The sequence below is a fragment of the Trichococcus patagoniensis genome, from assembly GCF_003051085.1.
GTDB lineage: Bacteria > Bacillota > Bacilli > Lactobacillales > Aerococcaceae > Trichococcus > Trichococcus patagoniensis.
Map to the genome: position 1 here is coordinate 59540 of NZ_QAOM01000013.1, position 20089 is coordinate 79628.

General features: G+C 44.1%; 11 protein-coding genes, 1 tRNA gene and 2 pseudogenes. 13 read left to right on the forward strand and 1 reads right to left on the reverse strand.

The genetic code is table 11. The features are described 5' to 3' along the window. Positions 1–4: 4 nt before the first annotated feature. The 11 genes and pseudogenes from gyrB (at position 5) to C8U37_RS10075 (ending at position 16449) form a co-directional block, all read left to right on the forward strand. Positions 5–1942: a DNA topoisomerase (ATP-hydrolyzing) subunit B gene (gyrB, locus tag C8U37_RS10015; protein WP_108033095.1), complete on the forward strand. Its 1938-nt coding sequence runs from the start codon at positions 5–7 to the stop codon at positions 1940–1942. A 54-nt stretch (positions 1943–1996) separates the two neighbouring features. Then, a complete protein-coding gene (gene gyrA / locus C8U37_RS10020; protein WP_245879820.1) occupies positions 1997–4588 on the forward strand; it encodes a DNA gyrase subunit A in 2592 nt (863 codons plus the stop codon). A 473-nt stretch (positions 4589–5061) separates the two neighbouring features. Continuing rightward, the gene (rpsF, locus tag C8U37_RS10025) at positions 5062–5355 is read left to right on the forward strand and encodes a 30S ribosomal protein S6 (protein WP_086628719.1); all 294 of its coding nucleotides are present in this window, start codon (positions 5062–5064) and stop codon (positions 5353–5355) included. 38 nt (positions 5356–5393) lie between these two features. After that, positions 5394–5945 carry a single-stranded DNA-binding protein gene (ssb, locus tag C8U37_RS10030; protein ID WP_068562132.1) on the forward strand — a complete coding sequence of 184 codons (552 nt, stop codon included), beginning with the start codon at positions 5394–5396 and terminating at the stop codon, positions 5943–5945. Between the two features lie 43 nt (positions 5946–5988). Further along, positions 5989–6231, forward strand: coding sequence for a 30S ribosomal protein S18 (rpsR, locus tag C8U37_RS10035; RefSeq protein WP_068562133.1), 243 nt, complete (start codon positions 5989–5991; stop codon positions 6229–6231). 3041 nt (positions 6232–9272) lie between these two features. Continuing rightward, positions 9273–11291, forward strand: coding sequence for a DHH family phosphoesterase (locus C8U37_RS10050; RefSeq protein WP_108033099.1), 2019 nt, complete (start codon positions 9273–9275; stop codon positions 11289–11291). A gap of 3 nt (positions 11292–11294) precedes the next feature. After that, positions 11295–11744 (forward strand): 50S ribosomal protein L9, encoded by a 450-nt coding sequence (rplI, locus tag C8U37_RS10055; RefSeq protein ID WP_108033100.1) that lies wholly within the window; start codon positions 11295–11297, stop codon positions 11742–11744. A 224-nt stretch (positions 11745–11968) separates the two neighbouring features. Then, positions 11969–13336 (forward strand): replicative DNA helicase, encoded by a 1368-nt coding sequence (gene dnaB / locus C8U37_RS10060; protein WP_108033101.1) that lies wholly within the window; start codon positions 11969–11971, stop codon positions 13334–13336. Between the two features lie 119 nt (positions 13337–13455). Next, positions 13456–14751: pseudogene (locus C8U37_RS10065) on the forward strand (adenylosuccinate synthase). Between the two features lie 134 nt (positions 14752–14885). Further along, positions 14886–14958 (forward strand) — tRNA-Lys (locus tag C8U37_RS10070). A 255-nt stretch (positions 14959–15213) separates the two neighbouring features. Further along, positions 15214–16449 (forward strand): Fic family protein, encoded by a 1236-nt coding sequence (locus tag C8U37_RS10075; protein ID WP_108033102.1) that lies wholly within the window; start codon positions 15214–15216, stop codon positions 16447–16449. Positions 16450–16593: 144 nt separating this feature from the next. On the opposite strand, the gene C8U37_RS10080 is transcribed toward C8U37_RS10075, so the two are convergent. After that, positions 16594–17517, reverse strand: a complete 924-nt coding sequence (locus C8U37_RS10080) for an AEC family transporter (protein ID WP_108033103.1) — start codon at positions 17515–17517, stop codon at positions 16594–16596. Between the two features lie 479 nt (positions 17518–17996). Here C8U37_RS10080 and C8U37_RS14755 point away from each other — a divergent pair, with 479 nt between their 5' ends. Then, on the forward strand, positions 17997–19811 hold the full coding sequence (locus tag C8U37_RS14755; RefSeq protein WP_281257515.1) for a sigma 54-interacting transcriptional regulator: 1815 nt from the start codon (positions 17997–17999) through the stop codon (positions 19809–19811). Then, positions 19793–19996 (forward strand): annotated as a pseudogene (locus C8U37_RS10090) (family 1 glycosylhydrolase); the annotation flags it as partial. The gene C8U37_RS14755 and the pseudogene C8U37_RS10090, both read left to right, overlap by 19 nt. Between the last annotated feature and the right edge of the window lie 93 nt (positions 19997–20089).

Below are 20089 nucleotides of genomic sequence, written 5' to 3' on the forward strand. Positions count from 1 at the left end.
CAGAATGGCAGAAAACGAAATGAACAAAGCTGAACGAGCAAAAGAATACGATGCCAGTCAGATCCAGGTCCTGGAAGGACTGGAAGCAGTCCGCAAACGTCCTGGGATGTACATCGGCTCCACCAGTGGCGCAGGTCTGCACCATTTGGTCTGGGAAATCGTGGATAATTCCATCGATGAAGCGCTGGCCGGCTTTGCGACGAAAATTGAAATAATAATCGAAAAAGACAATAGCATAACCGTAACCGATAATGGCCGTGGTATTCCAGTCGATATCCAAGCGACGACTGGCCGCCCCGCTGTAGAAACAGTCTTCACTGTTCTGCATGCCGGCGGTAAATTCGGCGGTGGAGGCTACAAAGTTTCAGGCGGTCTCCATGGTGTTGGCGCATCCGTCGTGAATGCCTTGTCTTCTGAATTAACCGTAAACGTCTATAAAGACAATAAAATTTATACCCAAACGTTCGTACGCGGAGACATCACAACCGATTTGACAATCACGGGAGATACAGATAAGCATGGTACGGAGGTTCGCTTCCTGCCCGATCCGGAAATCTTCAAGGAAACGACTGTCTTTGAGTTTGAAAAACTGGCCGTACGTGTCAGGGAATTGGCTTTCTTGAACAAAGGATTGAACATTTCCATCACGGACAGACGTCCAGAAGAACCTGTGGAACAAGACTATTATTACGAAGGCGGAATCAAGAGTTACGTCGAGTTTCTGAACCGCAACAAAAAAGTCCTTTTCGAAGAGCCGATTTACATCGAAGGCGAACAGGACGATATCCAAGTTGAAGTTGGCATACAATATACGGATGGCTATCATACAAACTTTCTGAGTTTCGCCAATAATATCCATACCTATGAAGGCGGAACCCACGAATCCGGTGCAAAGACCGCTTTGACCCGTGTCATCAATGACTACGCAAAACGCAATAAGATCATCAAGGAAAACGAAGAGAACCTGACCGGTGAAGATGTGCGTGAAGGCCTGACCCTTGTCCTCTCCATCAAACATCCGGATCCGCAGTTCGAAGGACAAACCAAGACAAAGTTGGGTAATTCAGAAGCGCGTACCATCACCGACCGCCTTTTTTCAACGTACTTTGATAAATTCCTGATGGAAAACCCGCAAGTCGCCCGTCAGATTGTCGAAAAAGGTCTGTTGGCTGCCCGCGCCCGTTTAGCTGCCAAAAGAGCCCGTGAAGTGACCCGCAAGAAGAGCGGATTGGAAATCAGCAATCTGCCCGGTAAACTGGCCGATTGCTCCAGCAAAAATCCAGCAGAATCAGAATTGTTCATCGTCGAAGGGGATTCAGCCGGAGGTTCGGCAAAACAAGGCCGCTCCCGTTTCTTCCAGGCAATCCTGCCGATCCGTGGTAAGATCCTGAACGTAGAAAAAGCATCCATCGACAAAATCCTTGCCAACGAAGAGATCCGTTCGCTGTTTACGGCGATGGGTACCGGCTTCGGCGGAGACTTCGATGTTGCCAAAGCCCGTTATCATAAATTGGTCATCATGACCGATGCCGATGTCGATGGTGCACACATCCGTACGTTGCTGTTGACGCTTTTCTATCGCTACATGCGTCCTTTGGTTGAAGCAGGATATGTGTATATCGCACAACCACCTTTGTATCAAGTGAAACAAGGGAAAAAAGAGAAGTATCTCGATACCGATCAAGAGCTGGAAGAGTACTTGGCATCCATCCCTGACTCGCCAAAACCAAGCATCCAACGCTATAAAGGGCTTGGAGAAATGGATGCAGAACAATTATGGGATACGACCATGAACCCTGAAAACCGTCACTTCCTGCAGGTGACCGTCGATGATGCCGTCAAAGCTGACGAAACATTGAATATGCTGATGGGGGATCATGTAGAACCAAGAAGAAACTTCATCGAAGAAAATGCGGTTTACGTGAAGAACTTGGATATCTAAAAGGGGGTTGGAAATTAAATGTCTGATGAAATTGAAAAAATAAATGATCAAGCCATGGAACAAAGGGAATTAAGCCATGAAATGGAAACTTCCTTCCTGGAATATGCCATGAGTGTTATCGTAGCCAGGGCTTTGCCTGACGTCCGTGACGGACTCAAGCCGGTCCATCGCCGGATTCTGTACGGCATGAGCGAATTGGGCGTTACGCCTGATAAAGCACACAAAAAATCCGCACGTATCGTCGGGGACGTAATGGGTAAGTACCATCCCCACGGTGACAGTGCCATCTATGAATCGATGGTGCGGATGTCCCAGGATTTCAGTTACCGTTATCCGTTGGTCGATGGACACGGAAACTTCGGCTCCATCGATGGAGACAGCGCCGCAGCGATGCGTTACACCGAAGCAAGGATGTCAAAAATCGCCTTGGAAATGCTGCGTGACCTCAACAAAGATACAGTCGATTACCACGACAACTATGACGGTTCCGAAACTGAGCCTGATGTATTACCGGCCCGCTTCCCTAACCTGTTGGTGAATGGTGCTTCCGGTATCGCCGTTGGGATGGCGACAAATATCCCGCCGCACAACCTGACGGAAGTCATTTCCGCACTGCACATCCTGATGAATAATCCGGAGGCGACGACTGCCGATTTGATGGAGGCCGTTCCCGGACCCGATTTCCCTACAGGCGGTATCGTCATGGGCAAATCAGGCATCAGGAAAGCCTATGAAACCGGCAAAGGCTCCATCATTGTCCGCGGACGTGTAGAAGTCGAAATCCTGAAAAACGGCAAAGAACGCATCATCATTTCCGAATTGCCCTATATGGTCAACAAAGCGAAATTGGTTGAACGGATTGCTGAATTGGCCCGCGACAAACGGATCGAAGGCATCACCGACTTGGCTGATGAGTCTGACCGCGATGGTATGCGTGTTGTCATTGATGTCCGCAAAGATGTCAGTGCCGGCGTCATTCTGAATAATCTGTACAAATTAACGCCGCTTCAATCCTCATTCGGCTTCAATATGTTGGCGATCGTAAAAGGCATCCCTAAAGTGCTGGGACTCAAACAGATTTTGGTCCATTACCTGGAACACCAAGAAGAAGTCATCCGCAGAAGAGCCGCATTCGACAAACGAAAAGCGGAAGCACGTGCGCATATCTTGGCCGGCTTGCGGATCGCATTGGATCATATCGATGAAATCGTAGCGATTCTGCGCGGTTCAACCAACGGCGATGCAGCCAAACAAATCTTCATCGACAAATACGGCCTTTCCGACAAACAAGCGCAAGCCATTTTGGATATGCGTTTGGTGCGTCTGACCGGTTTGGAAAGAGAAAAAGTTGAAGCGGAATATGATGCGCTGATGGCTTTGATTGCTGATTTGACTGATATTTTAGCGAATGAGCAGCGTGTCTTCGACATCATCTATACGGAATTACTTGAAATCCAAGAAAAATTCGGCGACAAACGCCGCACGGAACTTTTGGTCGGAGAAGTATTGTCGCTTGAGGATGAAGACTTGATCGAAGAGGAAGACATCGTCCTGACTTTGACTCATAACGGCTACATCAAACGTTTGCCAAACAGCGAATTCAGAGCCCAAAAACGCGGCGGACGCGGTGTCCAAGGCATGGGCATCCATGATGATGATTTCATCGAAACACTGATTTCGGCATCGACGCACGATGTGTTGCTGTACTTCTCGAACCAAGGGAAAGTATACAAAACAAAAGGCTATGAAGTGCCTGAATACGGCCGCCAGGCAAAAGGTTTACCGATCATCAACTTGCTGAACTTGGATGCCAACGAAAAAATCCAAGCCATCATCAACGTAAAAGGCGGCCCGCAAGACGGGGATTACTTGTTCTTCACGACGCGGATGGGTACCGTCAAACGGACATCCGCTACGGAATTCCAAAATATCCGTCAAAGCGGTCTGCGCGCAATCAACCTGAAGGATGAGGATGAGCTGATCAAAGTATCATTGACTGACGGCAACCAGAACATCATCATCGGAACGCACTTCGGCTACTCCGTAAGCTTTGATGAAAAGGACGTCCGTGATATGGGTAGGACCGCTACCGGTGTCCGCGGCGTGAAATTAAGAGGAGATGACTACGTTGTGGGCATGGATGTGCTGAAACACGAGTCGGAAGTTCTGATCATCACGGAAAATGGCTACGGCAAACGTACGGCAGCCGATGAATATGCTATCAAAGGACGCGGCGGCAAAGGGGTCAAAACAGCCAACATCACTGAGAAAAACGGTAAATTGGTAGGCTTGACGACCGTCTCCGGCGATGAAGACATCATGATCATCACGGATAAAGGCGTCATGATCCGATTCCACGCGGATGCCATTTCCCAAACAGGCCGTGCGACACTCGGCGTACGCTTGATCAAGCTTGATGGCGAAGCCATTGTATCGACAATGGCAAAAGTTGAGCGCGAAGAGGATGAAGAAGCTGTTGCTCCTCTGGATGCAGGCTTGCTTCCAGAAGGCGAAAACAGCACCTCAGAAGCAACTGATGAAACCGAACAGGTAAATACATCAGCTGCAACGGAAACACCCGAAATGGCTGATAAATTGAGCGGTTTCGCAGATGAACTGTTGGATGAGGAAGATTCGGAAGAATAAAGAAAAGCTATCTACCGAACCTGAATAAATTGCAAGGGGCTATCTCTTAATTGAGGTAGTCCCTTGTTTTTTACTTGTGTGCCTGCTGATCGGAGGAGAGCAGTGGAATGTAGTGCGCAACTCCGGTGAACGGTCAATAGGTCGGAGAACACCAATAACAATCGGATCCAACTCCGATGAAGCGGTCTTTATCGGAGTTCAAGGTTTAAATGTGTACCGAACTCCGGCGAAGCCTCAGTTAGCCGGAGTTGAACACTCCCACCTTTGCAGAAGTTAATTCCGTATTTTGAATCGGTCAACTGGAATTTAGTTTTTCAAATAACACTCCCCCGCCGTTTCCGAATAATAGTTAAAAAAAGCTTGCCATAAAAAGAAGAACATGGTACAATCCTTAGATGTGAGTAATCCTGAAAAGGTACTCTCCTTGCTCTTACATAAGTAAGGGCCAAAGTCCACAAGGAGGTGACAGTCAAATGAGCAATTACGAAATCAACTACATTATCCGTCCTAACATCGAAGAAGAAGCTAAAGCAGAATTGATCGCACGTTTCGATTCTATTTTAACTGATAATGGCGCTGAAGTTATTGAATCAAAAGACTGGGCGAAACGCCGTTTAGCTTATGAAATCAAAGATTTTCGTGAAGGTATCTACCATATCGTGAAAATTTCTGCTTCAGATGCTAAAGCAATCGACGAATTCGACCGTCTAGCAAAGATCAATAGCGATATCATTCGCCACATCGTTGTTAAAGTAGAAACTAAGTAAAGTGTTCCACGTGAAACATTTTGAAAGGAGTAAGATGAATGATTAATAATGTTGTCTTAGTCGGCAGACTTACAAAAGATGTTGATTTACGCTATACATCCAGCGGCACAGCAGTCGGAACCTTCGCTCTTGCAGTAAACAGACAGTTTACTAACCAAGCAGGAGAAAGAGAAGCTGACTTCATCAATTGTGTCATGTGGAGAAAATCTGCAGAGAATTTCGCGAATTTCACTCGTAAAGGCTCTTTAGTCGGTATCACTGGCCGAATCCAAACAAGAAATTATGATAATCAACAAGGACAGCGCGTATACGTGACTGAAGTCGTTGCAGATAATTTCACATTGTTGGAATCGAAAACAACTACCGAACAAAGACCGAGAGAGACTGGCGCAGGTTCTTCAAATCAAGCAGCTCCGAGTGCAAACTTCGGATCAAGCAAATCTTTTGAATCTAACCAAAACCAAGGACAGTATAATAATCAATACTCTTCTCCGAAACAAAACGGTTTTTCTGATTTTAACTCAACTGCTGATCCGTTTTCATCAAACGGAGAATCAATTGACATTTCAGATGATGATTTACCGTTCTAGTCTTTAGGACAGAATGGTTAGTTTAGGAAAAGGAGGAATTGACATGGCATTTCAACGTAACAGCAGAGGCGGACGCAAACGTAAAAAAGTTTGTTATTTCTGTGCTAACCACATTGATCATGTAGATTACAAAGAGACTGATTTATTGAAACGTTATATATCTGAAAAAGGTAAAATTTTACCTCGTCGTGTAACAGGTACATGCGCTAAACATCAAAGAACTTTGACTGTATCTATCAAACGTTCTCGTATCATGGCTCTTATGCCATTTACATTAGCAGAATAATATTAAGGGAGTCGCTTCCAGGAGCGCTCCTTTTTTTGTACCCAAAAACAGGAACGGAACATGGATACGCGTTGCACCTGAGATATCAGGATAACTTCCCTTTCCCCTCTTTCGGGTATATTTTTTTTGGACGAGACCTATCCGTTTCTGTTGAACGATTGTATGGTCATCTGAACAAACTGCTTGCTGCATTGCTCTGAGTGTCTCCTCCCATGTCTCCTTTCGGCATCACTAAATGGCGCTAAGACCTAAGTTGGCTATTTTTGTCCATCAGGCTGATTGAATCAATCCTCTAAAGCTCTCCCACAAATTGTTGCCCAAATTGGGTACACTGAACATCGGAGCTGGAAGCTCCACACCGATGATCCCACTTTGTCTTAATGCCCTCCCCTACTCTTCACGCTAGCAGAAAGACTCCTAAATTTTTTTCCATAACCGCTGGTGCACTGGCTGGATATTCTCCCTCGAGGCATACGGCTAGGCACTAAAATGCTCTTATCGGGGCATTTTACCCCTTTGAGAGCGAACTATCCTTATTGTCGGATAAATACTTCAAATAAGAATGGAGGTGCTGTCAGAAGCTCAAATTTTGCCGATTTGAACAAAGAAAAATCGCCAGCAGTAAAATGTTCCACGTGGAACATTTTACTGCTGGTTTGATGCAAAATAATTTTTAGATTGCTCCAGATGAATCCTGCTTAAGGAGTATTGCTCTCAACAATGGAAAGCGTGATGCCCAAAATACATCACCTGCTGATCTATGCCATTGTCTGAAGTTTATGCTTCAGACATAAATAAAACATTTCTGAAAGCAGGAAGAAATGAGTTGTTGGGGAAGGCCTACATCGTACAATCCAGAAATAGTAAGATTTTCCCTTTCATAACGCATTCTGCGATTATTCCGATCAGCAAATAAAATAATGATATAAAGCCTGCTGGTGGATTGGGGAAATCAGGAAGAATGAATGAGCCCGCTTGACACAAATTTAAAATCGGAAGCAGATACACGAGATCAGACAACATAAAGCAGAGACAGACCTCCCCTTTCATTATAAGCTCTAATATAACAGACAGGGATAAGCCAAGAAATCAGATTCTTTCCATTATATATTACAGAGAATCTGAGGACTTAGGATCAAGAGATATCAAACATCAGTGCGCCAAAAGTTGCCGGTTATGGTTATATACTAGCCATAGAACGTATTAGTAGATGCAGATGATCAGGTCTCGGCCTGAAAAAAGTGCACACGCAAATTTACAGTAATGGCGGCAGGTATCAAATCTAAAGATAAAAATAGATCGACACTATTCAAAATATGTCAGCTTCACAGTCGCAGGTTTCCGTTCAGACTGTATATTCCTTAGATTCCAACGAATTTCAACAAGGAATTGGCTAAAATTCTTCATGAAATATGAAAGCAATGAGCCACTCAAAATAATCGAAACTACTCGATTTAAGGGATACTTTTTCTTCGAATTGAATAAGTTGTACCTTCTAAAAGACGAGAAAGAGGAAGCCATCTCACACAAGTTCATCCCATATGATGATTGGGCGAGTGCGATGCATCAACATTTAAGTCACGTGCTGGAAGAGCAAAAGACTCTCTTTTGCATACTATACTAAGGAGAGGGTTTCATAGACGCAGTTGATGTCACTGGAAAGGATCCTTAGGTTGTACACAGGCTGGTTAGATTTTTTCCAATTATCCACAAAAAGACATGACGATGATTCCGGGACTTATTGTACATTCAAAAATAGAATGTGGAAAACTATTTCCTGAACTTTATCCACAGAAGATTCTTACTAAGAACAACTGGCTTCGGGTATGCATTTTCAAACGAGCAGGAATGGCTAAATGCTGGATATAATGGGGACTTCTTCAAGATTCCGTAATTTTCATTGAAATGATAGTAAATTCATCCAAAATAAAGGACATTATTTCATTAATTCACTGATCAAACAAATGTTCAGATGGACATAAAGAAATGGGCGTAAAACCCCTGACTTATCCACAGGATGTACACAGGCATTCAACAGCGACAAAGGTGTCATAAATAGTATCAGGATAAAAAGTTATCAACAAAGTCATTTTATGACAGAAATCCTATTGTATCAAGGCTAAAAAGTACTATTTTATTTAGTTATACACAGGATAACGACGAAAAATGTGCATAACTAAAAAGGTTGGGGATGGTTTGAGTTATCCACAACAACAGGAGTTGCTACAGGGAAAGGAAACTGAGAAATGATAGAGAGGATGAGAATCCATTTTCAAGCAAGAAAATAGATTCTGCAGATTATATGAAAAAATAGAAGAACATCGTATAGCTAGATTATTCAAATTATTAGTGAAATAGTAATAGAAGTCACCAGAGAAATCTTTTTCCGTAAAAAAAGCTAATGGAATAATAAGTTGGAAGAGAGCGAGTTTGTACTGAAAAAAATTGCAACAGAAGGAATAAAATCGAAAAGGCAATATGATCGAACATAAAAGTTCCACGTGGAACATTGGTAAAAAATAAACGTACAGAGAGGATTTGAAGATGAATTGAAGAAGGTATTTAATAAAAGTTCCACGTGGAACTATTGATGATAGTAGAGGGAATCGCATCCAACTGATAACTATAATAATAATTACATCCGGTTGGGAAATGGTAACTATTTTGAGAGATAGATTTTCACGGCGCCTAAATCCGGGGTTGTAGATAATTACCCATCCAAAATGCAGCATTATAATCCAATCTAGCCGAGGGAGTATTGTAGAATGGACGGGAACGTTTAAACCATCAATCCTCGAGCCTATATCATTACTGCGGAAATTTATGCTTTTCAGTGCCTAAAAAACATAGCAACGATCTTTCTCGTTCAGAAAATCTGCTATCCGGAATACGAACATTATACAGAGGAAATGTTTCACGTGAAACATTCAATTTGACGTTGATTTGTCAACTAATCCCGTCAGAAAGGGCATTATAGCTATTATTATCTGAATATGTTAAAATGTACAAGTGCAAAATGTAGGTTCAGTAAAGGAGCTATCATGAAAATAAAGGAAAAGTTAAAGAATCTTCCTCACTTCATAAAGGCTGACAAGATTAAGGTTCCTTTCCTGATTATCGTGTTCTTATTGCTGGTGATCGTTGTTTTGACTTTCATTGCAGATTGGAAAATCGGAATTGGAATTACGCTCTTATGCGTTGGGATTGTTGGGTTCATCAGTTATTCTTCGGAGTATTTGATTGATGAGACAAATCAATACATATCTGACTTATCTTATCGAATCAAAAAAGGTGAACAAGAGGCTTTAATTAAAATGCCTATTGGGATACTTCTATATAATAAGCAAGAAGAAATCCAATGGATGAATCCATATTTAGTAAAGTATTTTGGCAAGAAAGATACACTGGGCAGAAAGCTGAAAGTGGTGGATGAAGAATTATATCAGCTTTTTAAAGAATCGCAGGATTATGTGATACGCCGTGTGAAGTGGGGAGATCATTATTTTGATATGATCATTCAAGAGGATATTGGCGTCATTTATTTGATGGACATAACAGAATATGCCAAAATTGAAGAGAAGTACAAAGATGAAAAATTTGTTTTTGGGAATATCATTGTCGACAATTATGATGAGGCTGTTCAATCCATGAACGATCGCAAGCGATCGAATGTAAACAACTATCTGACGAATCAACTCACAAATTGGGCAAACATGAATAATGTCTTTCTGAAACGAGTGGATGATGACCGCTTTATAGCGTTGACCAATATGCGAGCATTAAAGAAAATCGAAGAAAATAATTTTGATATCATAAATCAAATAAGGGAAAGAACCTACAAACAAAATTTTCCGTTGACATTGAGCATGGGTTTCTCATATGAAAAAACTTTTGAGCAAACCAATTTTAAAGAAGTCGCTAAAATGGCGCAATCGAATATCGATTTAGCCTTGGCAAGAGGTGGCGATCAGGTTGTTGTGAGGGCCGAAAATGAGGATGCCCGTTTCTATGGCGGTAAAACAAATCCAATGGAAAAACGCACCCGCATCCGCGCGAGAATGATAAGCCAGGCTTTGGAAGAACTCATTATTCATGCCGATAAGGTGATCATCATGGGGCATAGTTATCCGGATATGGACGTCATCGGTTCCTGTTTGGGAATCCGCCGCATTTCTCAGATGAATAATCGGGAAGCCTGGATAGTATTGGATCCGCAACAGTTTTCCAATGATGTGAATCGGATCATGCAGGAGATAGACAAAGATCCTTTGATTGCGAAGCGGATCATTTCTCCTGAGCAAGCAATGGCATTGGTGACGCCGCAGACGCTAATCGTGATGGTCGATGTCCATCGTCCATCCATGACGCCGGCACCTGGGCTGTTGAATCTGTCCAAAAAAATAGTCGTCTTGGATCATCACAGACGCGGACAGGAGTTTCCGAAAGATTCTGTTTTGGTTTATATGGAACCTTATGCGTCCTCCACATCGGAATTGATCGCTGAATTGTTCGAATATCAATCCAATGAGATGGATGCCATCAATAAGATAGAAGCAACTGCTATGTTGGCGGGGATTATCGTCGATACCCGCAACTTCAGTTTGAGAACAGGATCAAGGACTTTTGATGCTGCCAGTTATCTGCAGTCTAATGGAGCCGATACCGTACTGATCCAGAAATCACTGAAAGAGGACTTGGATACTTATCTGTTGCGCAGTCATTTGTTGCAGACCATGGAATTTGTGAATGGTAACCTGGCGATCGTCCATGGAGAAGATGAAAAAATCTATGACACGGTCGTCGCTGCTCAAACAGCCGACACGATGTTGTCGATGGAAGCTGTAGATGCTTCATTTGTCGTCACAAAACGCCAAGACGGCAGAGTCGGAATCAGCGCCAGAAGTCTGGGTCAATACAATGTGCAGACAGTCATGGAAAAATTAGGCGGTGGCGGACATTTATCCAATGCAGCCACTCAGATTGAGAATACGACAGTCCATGAAGTCGTTGAGAAACTTAAAGCAGTCATAAATCCAGAAAAAATAAAGGAAGGGGAATAATAAATGAAAGTTGTTTTTTTAGAAGACGTCAAAGGCAAAGGTAAAAAAGGGGAAGTCAAGGATGTTGCGGATGGCTACGCTAATTTCCTGATCAAAAACCGTAAGGCTGAAGAAGCGAACGCCGCCACTATTTCCGCATTGAAAGGCCAAAAGAAGGCTGAAGAGAAGAAGCAGGCTGAGGAGTTGGCAACAGCTCAAGAATTAAAGGCGCTTCTGGAGAAGGATGAGTCAATCATCAAACTATCCGCAAAAATTGGCGAAGATGGTCGGTTGTTTGGTTCCATAACAACGAAACAGGTTGCTGAAGCACTGCAAAAGCAACATAATGTTAAATTGGATAAGCGAAAAATTGAATTAGAAAATCCTATCCGTGCATTGGGTTTCACAAAAATGCCGGTAAAAATTCATCCGGAAGTAACAGCCATATTAACCGTGCAGGTTACGGAAGGGTAATGATTTTCCAAATACAAACGAAAGACAGGGATACAGATCTCTGTCTTTTTGTTTGTTTATGAGGCGCATTTGATTCTGTCTGACCTGACCTGCCAAAAAGAACAAACGTTCCCATTTGCGAATTGTAAAACCGACATTTTTGGGGTACAATAAGAAAGCGAAGATGGAGAAACCAGCAGTGTTTCCTCATCAAAATGATAAAACCTGAAGGGTGAAAATATAAAATGGAAGAAACACTTCAAGATCGTATACCCCCTCATAGTATAGAAGCAGAGCAATCCGTTCTGGGCTCCATTTTCTTGGATCCTGAAACGGTTGTGAATGTTCTGGAATATCTTGAATCATCTGATTTTTACAGAAAAAATCATCAGATTATTTTTGATGCGATTTTGCAATTGAACAATCGAAATGAAGCGATCGATGTCGTCACCATCTCGAATGAGTTGGATACGAAGAATCAGCTTGAAAATGCTGGTGGCATGGAGTACTTGGCCGAATTGGCGGTTGCGGTACCCACTTCAGCCAACGTGGAATATTACGCCAAGATAGTGGAAGAGAAATCGATCTTGCGCAATCTGATCCGATCGGCTACAGAAATTGTCCGCAAAGGCTATGAAGAAGGTGATGAGCTCGCCGTCATGCTGGATAGTGCCGAGCAGAACATCCTTCAGGTATCCGAAAGGAGAAACCGATCCGGCTTCATCCGCATATCGGATGTCGTTTCGGCGTCGTTGCAGAACATCGAATCGTTGGCTCAACGGAGCGATGACGTGACCGGGGTGCCAACAGGCTACATCGCCTTGGACAAAATGACGGCGGGCCTCCAGAAAGAGGAGCTGATCATCCTGGCAGCGCGTCCGGCCGTGGGTAAGACCGCTTTTGCCCTGAACATCGCGCAGAATGTCGCAACCAAAGCGGACCAGGTAGTCGCCATCTTCAGCTTGGAAATGGGGGCGGAGTCGTTGGTCAACCGGATGTTATGCGCGGAAGGGAACATTGATGCCGGTCATTTGAGGATAGGGCAGCTTTCAGAAGAGGAGTGGTCGAACCTGATCATGGCGATGGGGACGCTTGGCCAGTCGAAAATCTTCATAGACGACACCCCGGGGATCCGGATCGCGGAAATCCGGGCGAAAAGCCGTCGTTTGCTGCAGGAGCAAGGTAGTTTGGGGCTCATCGTGATCGACTATCTGCAGCTGATCGAAGGGAACAATCGCGAAAGCCGCCAACAGGAAGTTTCCGACATTTCGCGTCAACTGAAGAAATTGGCGAAGGAACTGAAAGTGCCGGTCATCGCCCTTTCCCAATTGTCCCGTGGCGTGGAACAAAGGCAAGACAAACGTCCTGTATTGAGTGATATCCGTGAATCGGGATCGATCGAGCAGGATGCCGATATCGTTGCTTTCCTGTACCGCGACGATTATTACGAACGTGAAGGCAGCGATGATTCGGAACGGGATGAGCTGGAGAACAATGTCGTTGAGGTCATCATCGAAAAAAACCGGAGCGGGGCGCGGGGAACCGTAAAGCTCCTGTTCAAAAAGGAATTCAACAAATTTTCTTCGATGAGCTATATGCCGGAAATTAGTTGATGATATTGGACAAATTGTTCAGAAATGAGCGCTTTTATTTGATTCTTTATTGAAAGACATAGGTAATATTGGTAAACTAGCATAGTGTTATGAATAAATAAGATGAGGTGGAGTAAATAATGACTTCAGTAGTAGTTGTTGGGACTCAATGGGGAGACGAAGGTAAAGGGAAGATTACAGATTTCCTTAGTGAGAATGCAGAAGTAATCGCTAGATATCAAGGCGGAGACAATGCTGGCCACACAATCCAGTTTGATGGCGTTACATACAAATTGCACTTAATTCCATCCGGCATTTTTTATCCAGAAAAAATCAGTGTAATCGGAAACGGCGTAGTAGTGAATCCGAAATCATTGATCAAAGAATTGGCATATTTGAAAGATCACGGTATCAACACGGATAACCTGCGTATTTCCGACCGTGCTCATGTCATTTTGCCTTATCATATTCAATTGGATCAGCTTCAGGAAGATTCAAAAGGCGAAAACAAAATTGGTACGACCATCAAAGGCATCGGGCCAGCTTACATGGATAAAGCAGCGCGTGTCGGTATCCGGGTAGCTGATTTGTTGGACAAAGAGATCTTTGAAGAACGCCTGAAGATCAACTTGGAAGAAAAGAATCGTCAGTTCACAAAAATGTTCGATTCTGTAGAAATCAAATTCGAAGATATTTTTGAAGAGTATTACCAATATGGTCAAGAACTCAAAAAATATGTAACCGACACATCCGTTATCTTGAACGATGTATTGGATGCAGGCAAACGCGTCCTATTTGAAGGCGCTCAAGGGGTTATGTTGGATATCGACCAAGGTACTTATCCATTCGTTACTTCTTCCAACCCGGTTGCTGGTGGCGTAACCATCGGTAGCGGTGTGGGCCCTACCAAGATCGATAAAGTTGTCGGTGTCTGCAAGGCTTACACTTCCCGTGTCGGCGATGGACCGTTCCCAACTGAATTGTTCGATGAAGTCGGAAGCTAAATCCGCGAAGTCGGTCGTGAATACGGCACAACGACTGGCAGACCGCGCCGTATCGGCTGGTTCGACGCAGTTGTTATGCGTCATTCAAAACGCGTTTCAGGCATCACAAATCTGTGCCTGAACTCCATCGATGTTTTGAGCGGCTTGGAAACAGTCAAAATCTGTACAGCTTATAAAAATGCTGAAGGTGAATTGATTTACCATTATCCAGCAAGCTTGAAGGAATTGGCTCAATGCACGCCTGTCTATGAAGAGTTGCCAGGTTGGAGCGAAGACATCACTGGTTGCCGCACATTGGAAGAACTCCCTGAAAATGCACGCAACTATGTCCGTCGCGTTCAAGAAACAGTGGGTGTCCGCATCTCCACTTTCTCAGTGGGACCAGACCGCAACCAAACGAACGTATTGGAAAATGTTTGGGCAAGCATCTAAGGCAGTAATGAATACAAAAAAGAGTCCGTATCCGGAGACACTATCCGGAAGTGGACTCTTTTTTTTCTGAAGTTATTGCATTTTATTGAAAAGAAGAGTAAAATGATACTTGTTACGTGATCAGCACGTGATATGGGTAATTAGCTCAGTTGGCAGAGCAGCTGACTCTTAATCAGCGGGTCGAGGGTTCGAGCCCCCCATTGCCCATACAGATTTATCGGATAAGCCTTGGAAACATTGAGAGAAAAACTCTTGATGTTTTTGGGGCTTTTTTATTTGATTTTGAATAGCACGTCGAATGCTGAAAAAATCAAAAATGCCGCATTTTTTTGAAATAGGTTGGGAAAATTATATTGTTAAATTCAAAAAACGTCCTTTTTTGAATTTAAGAGGTCGTAAAAATTGAAATATTTTAAAAAAATGGTACTATTTAGTAAATAGAAACAAAAAAGGGGTGTCTTTATGAAAAAATACCAGCCTTTAAGCGTAATAAGATATGGCAGCCTTGACGAATATGAAAAAGAGTACCAGATGAGGCTAGCCAGTCATAGTACGTATCATACAAATTTAGAAATACATCCCATAGAGAGAGGGATAAGGCTGGCGCCGACATACAGCCTGTTTGTCGTGAATAATAATGAGCTGACCATGTTGCAAGAGTACATAATGGATAACGCGAATATGATAAACAAGTTGTCTGATAGGCTCCCTGAGGCTGCGAAAAAACAATTTTATAATAAAGTATTGACGGATGAAATTATGAGTACGAATGAAATGGAAGGCGTAAGAAGCACAAGGAAAGAGGTAGGGGATGCCATTAAGGTTGTTACTCTAAACAAAAAAGAAAATAGTCGTTTCAAAGGGATCGTTAATCTCTATTACTCTTTGTATTACGAATCTTTCCAACCCATAAATAATGTAAAAGAAATCAGAGATATCTATGACACCTTAGTTTCTGAGGAAATTGAAGAAAAAAATAAGCTCGATGGTGAATTGTTCAGGGTCGAAGGCGTTGAAGTGCATGGCAATAGGGGCGTAGTTCACATAGGGAACCATACTGAAGAGTCTATAATGACCGACTTGAGAAAGTTCATTTCCTTCCTGAACGCAAAAGATATTCCTTTTTTGATTAAAATTATGTTAGCCCATTACTTTTTTGAATATATTCACCCATTCTACGATGGCAACGGCCGGACAGGCAGATACATCACTTGCAGATATTTGGCCCAGAAATTAGATCCTTTAACGGCCATCAGCTTTTCCCATATGATCAGTGATACAAAAAATAAGTACTATGATGCTTTTGTTATTACATCAAATAAACACAACATGGGCGAAGGGACAATGTTTGTCTATCACATGCTAAAAATAGTGTATGAAGGGCAATTGAAATTGTTAGAGGAATTAAACAACAGTAGTGATTTGCTGGAAAATTCATGGGGTATGATAACAGCTTATGATTTTGAGAATGAACTGGACACCAATATTTTATATATTTTGTGCCAGTCATGGATATTTAAGACTGAATTGATGGATAAGGAGTTTGAGCTTCACGTTAACGCTACCAGGTATAAGGTGAATCAGTCATTGGACAGATTAAGCGTGGGTGGATACATCAAACAAATTACTAAGCGTCCATCCGCGCATATTATTTCTGATGAGTTGGCTCAAAAAATGATGGTCCATCAAACGCGCTGACATAATTATTGCGTGATATTCTATTGCTGTTATGCCCCAGTTGGTTGATTTTTGTGGCCCCATGCCATACCAAAATGTATATTCCTCAAAAAAATCCTTGGAAACACTGAAGCGACAGGCTTCAATGTTCCAAGGGTTTTTTTCTTACATATAATACAGCATCACGAACAGGGGCATGGTCACAATGCACATCAGCGTGGTCATGATGTTGATTGCACCTGCATATGCAGCATCCTGATTGTGCACCTGCGCGAATTGCGTGACGGTGGAGGCTGCGGGGGTCACGGTAGCCAAGAAGGTGATGAGCAATATTTCCGTTCCGTTATTCACGAAACTAGCGGCATTGCTGAGTTTCAGCAGCAACAGGATGATGGCCGGACAAAGGATCATTCTGAAGAAGGTCACCACATACACTTTTTTGCTTGTGAATACTTGCTTCATGTCCATTCCGGCGACGATCATGCCTGTGATCAGCATGCCCAGCGGTCCGATCATAGAGCCGATTGAAGCCAATGTTTCGTTCAGCATAGCCGGCAAGAGGATCCCCGACACCATAGACAGCACGCCAACAAAAATGGCGATCATGTTTACATTCAGAATGATTTTCCGTAAATTGGGTTTCTTTTCTTTCGAGAACATCAATTTGCAGTGCGTCCACAGGAAAATCAACTGCACGGACACAAAGGCGGTCGAATAGATGACCCATTCGTTGCCCAGAACGGCTGTTACGATGGGGATGATCAGATTGCCCGCGTTGGAATAGATGATGGACGCGATATCGATTTCTTCGAATTTGAAAAGCTTGCCGGAGCTGTGTCCGATCACGAGCAACACTGCATGGATGGCAATCGCCGCAACAAAGGCCAGCGTCAGGCCTGCTTGGATTTCCGGTTTGAAGTCGACTTGAAAGGCGTTGAGTATTACGGCTGGCATCACCAGATACAGCGACAGTTTCGACAGGACAACACTTTCCTCCGTCTTCAGAACCTTCAGTTTGACCAGCAGATAACCCAAAATCATGATGAGGAATAGCTGGACAATTTTCCGTACCAATAATAGACTGATCATTTGCAACCCTCGCTTGTACATTGGAATTTGATAAGGTTCATTATATAGTATCCGGTCAGAGAAGTATTGGGGCAATTTGTTCATTCTCACTTTCAGATTTGCCAATTCTCCCGTTCGCAGTCAAACATTGCAAAACAATAATCTAGATTGAACGTTTTTGTATTCGTACATCATGAAAATATGGTACGATTGTCAATAAGATGTAAACGCTTGCTTAGGGGTGATGATTTTTGCAGAGAATAGAAAAAGTGCTTGAGGCATTGGGCATGCTTTATGAAGAGAAGAAGCAGGGAGTGACGGCCGAGGAGATCGCCTACAGATTGCAGAGCGATCGCAGCAATATTTCCCGCGACCTGAACCAGCTGCACAAAGAAAAACGCTGCTACAAAGAGAAGACCAGACCGGTACGTTTTTTTCCGTGTGCACGCAAGCTGCCCAGACAGGTTGCCTCACCGAAGGAAACGCCTAAAATCGTGGACATGGACAACTTCCTGAAGAAGAATCCCAGCCTTTTCCATCAGATTGAGCAAGGCAAGGCGGCCATCCTGTATCCAGGGGACGGCATGCATATGCTGTTGCTGGGGGAGACCGGCGTCGGGAAATCGTTGTTCGCCGATCTGCTGCATAAATACGGCATCCAATCGAGGAAGCTGGCGGAGGCATCGCCGTTCATCCAGTTCAATTGCGCCGATTATGCGCATAATCCACAGCTGCTGATGAGCCAACTGTTCGGTCATGTAAAGGGTGCTTATACGGGTGCGGAAATGAACAAGATGGGGCTTCTTGAGAAGGCGAACGGAGGCATTTTGTTTCTGGATGAGATCCATCGGTTGCCGATCGAAGGGCAGGAAATGCTGTTCACCTACATCGACCGCGGTGTTTTCCGGCCGCTAGGGGAATCGGACAAAGATCACCACGCCAATGTGCTGATCATCGGCGCGACGACGGAAAAGAAGGACACGCTCTTGAAGACCTTTATCCGCAGGCTGCCGATCATCATCGATCTGCCAAGCTTGAGGGAAAGGACGACCGAGGAACGCCATCAGCTGTTCGATGGATTCGTCCAACGGGAAGTGGATCAGTTGGGGATGCCGATGTATTTCAGCAAGAATGCGCTGAAAGCCTTTCTGCATTACAAATGCGAATTGAACATCGGGCAGTTCAAAGCGGATATCCGGATCGTCTTCGCGAAAAGCTACGCCCGTTCCTTGGCCGAAAAAGTGGACTATCTGAAAGTCAGCAGCAAGGACTTGCCGGATTATATCCGTGCGGGCCTGCTCAGCAATGCGGATCACCGCCAGATGTGGTCGAAATGCGATGATACGAACCAACAGGCGATCCAATATCTGCCCTCGGACAACACCGTTCCCGAAGTGAGCAGCACCCCGAGCGAGAGTACTATCTATAGGGAAATGAACACCCGCTACCGGGAATTGGAGAAGAAAAAGGCCAGTGCGGAAGAGATCCAAAAGGCCATGGAGCACGATCTGAAGACGTATTTCAAATTGACCGGTGAAAAGGAACAACTTTTTTCGAATAAGGAAAATCTGATTGCTCTTGTGCCGGAAAACATCATCAAGGAGCTCGAAAAAATACTCCGCCATGTCACGATCAAGACCGGCAAGGTGATGAGTGATAAGGTGTTCCAGATGATGGCGATCCATATCTACAACCTAGTGAAGCGCAGCCAACAGGATCATGTGCTGAAGAACGATATGCATGAAGCGATCATCGATAAGTATCCGGAGATGTATGGTGTCGCGAAAGAATGCATGGCCATTTTGGAAGCGGATCTGGGTGTGCGGATTCTGGAAGAGGAGGCAAGCTATTTCATCATGTTCCTGACGCATGATGAAATGGATGCAATCGAGAAATTGGCAAAAGTGCAGGTCATCGTGATTGCGCACGGATCAGGCATTGCGTCGGCGCTTTGCGATACGGCGAACCAACTCTTGAACCATGACGGCGCCATCGGGATCAATGCGCGCTTGGATGAAGAACCACAGCAAGTGTTCGAAAGGCTGGTCCGTTACATCAAAAACCATCAGATTGCAGATGATATCCTGCTGTTGGTGGACATGGGGAGTCTGACGACTTTTGCGGGAGAATTGGAGAAATTGTTCCCGCTGAAGGCGGAATCCATCCCGCTCGTGAGCACGATGCATGTCCTCGAGGCAAGCAGAAAAGCGATGATCGGCTGCAGTTTGCATGAAGTCTACGTCGAAACACTGAAAGTGAACGACTACATGGCCATCTATCAGGACAGGAAGGAATTGGAGCAGGTGTCGATCTGATGGGCTATACGCCATGGGGCTGCATCGATCTGATCAGCGCCAGCACAAGTGAAATGTACAAGCGCTACGGCTTCATCTATGTCGATCAGGATGATGAAGGAAAAGGCAGTCTGGAACACAGCAAAAAAGATTCATTCGATTGGTACAAAAAAGTCATCGCCTCAAACGGGACAGAACTGGACTGAATGGCTGTCGGAACAATCCTTGAACGATTGATCTGTTTGCCGTAAATAGGATAAAACCAACAGCCTCCGGGAACCCGCATGATGCGGGTTCCC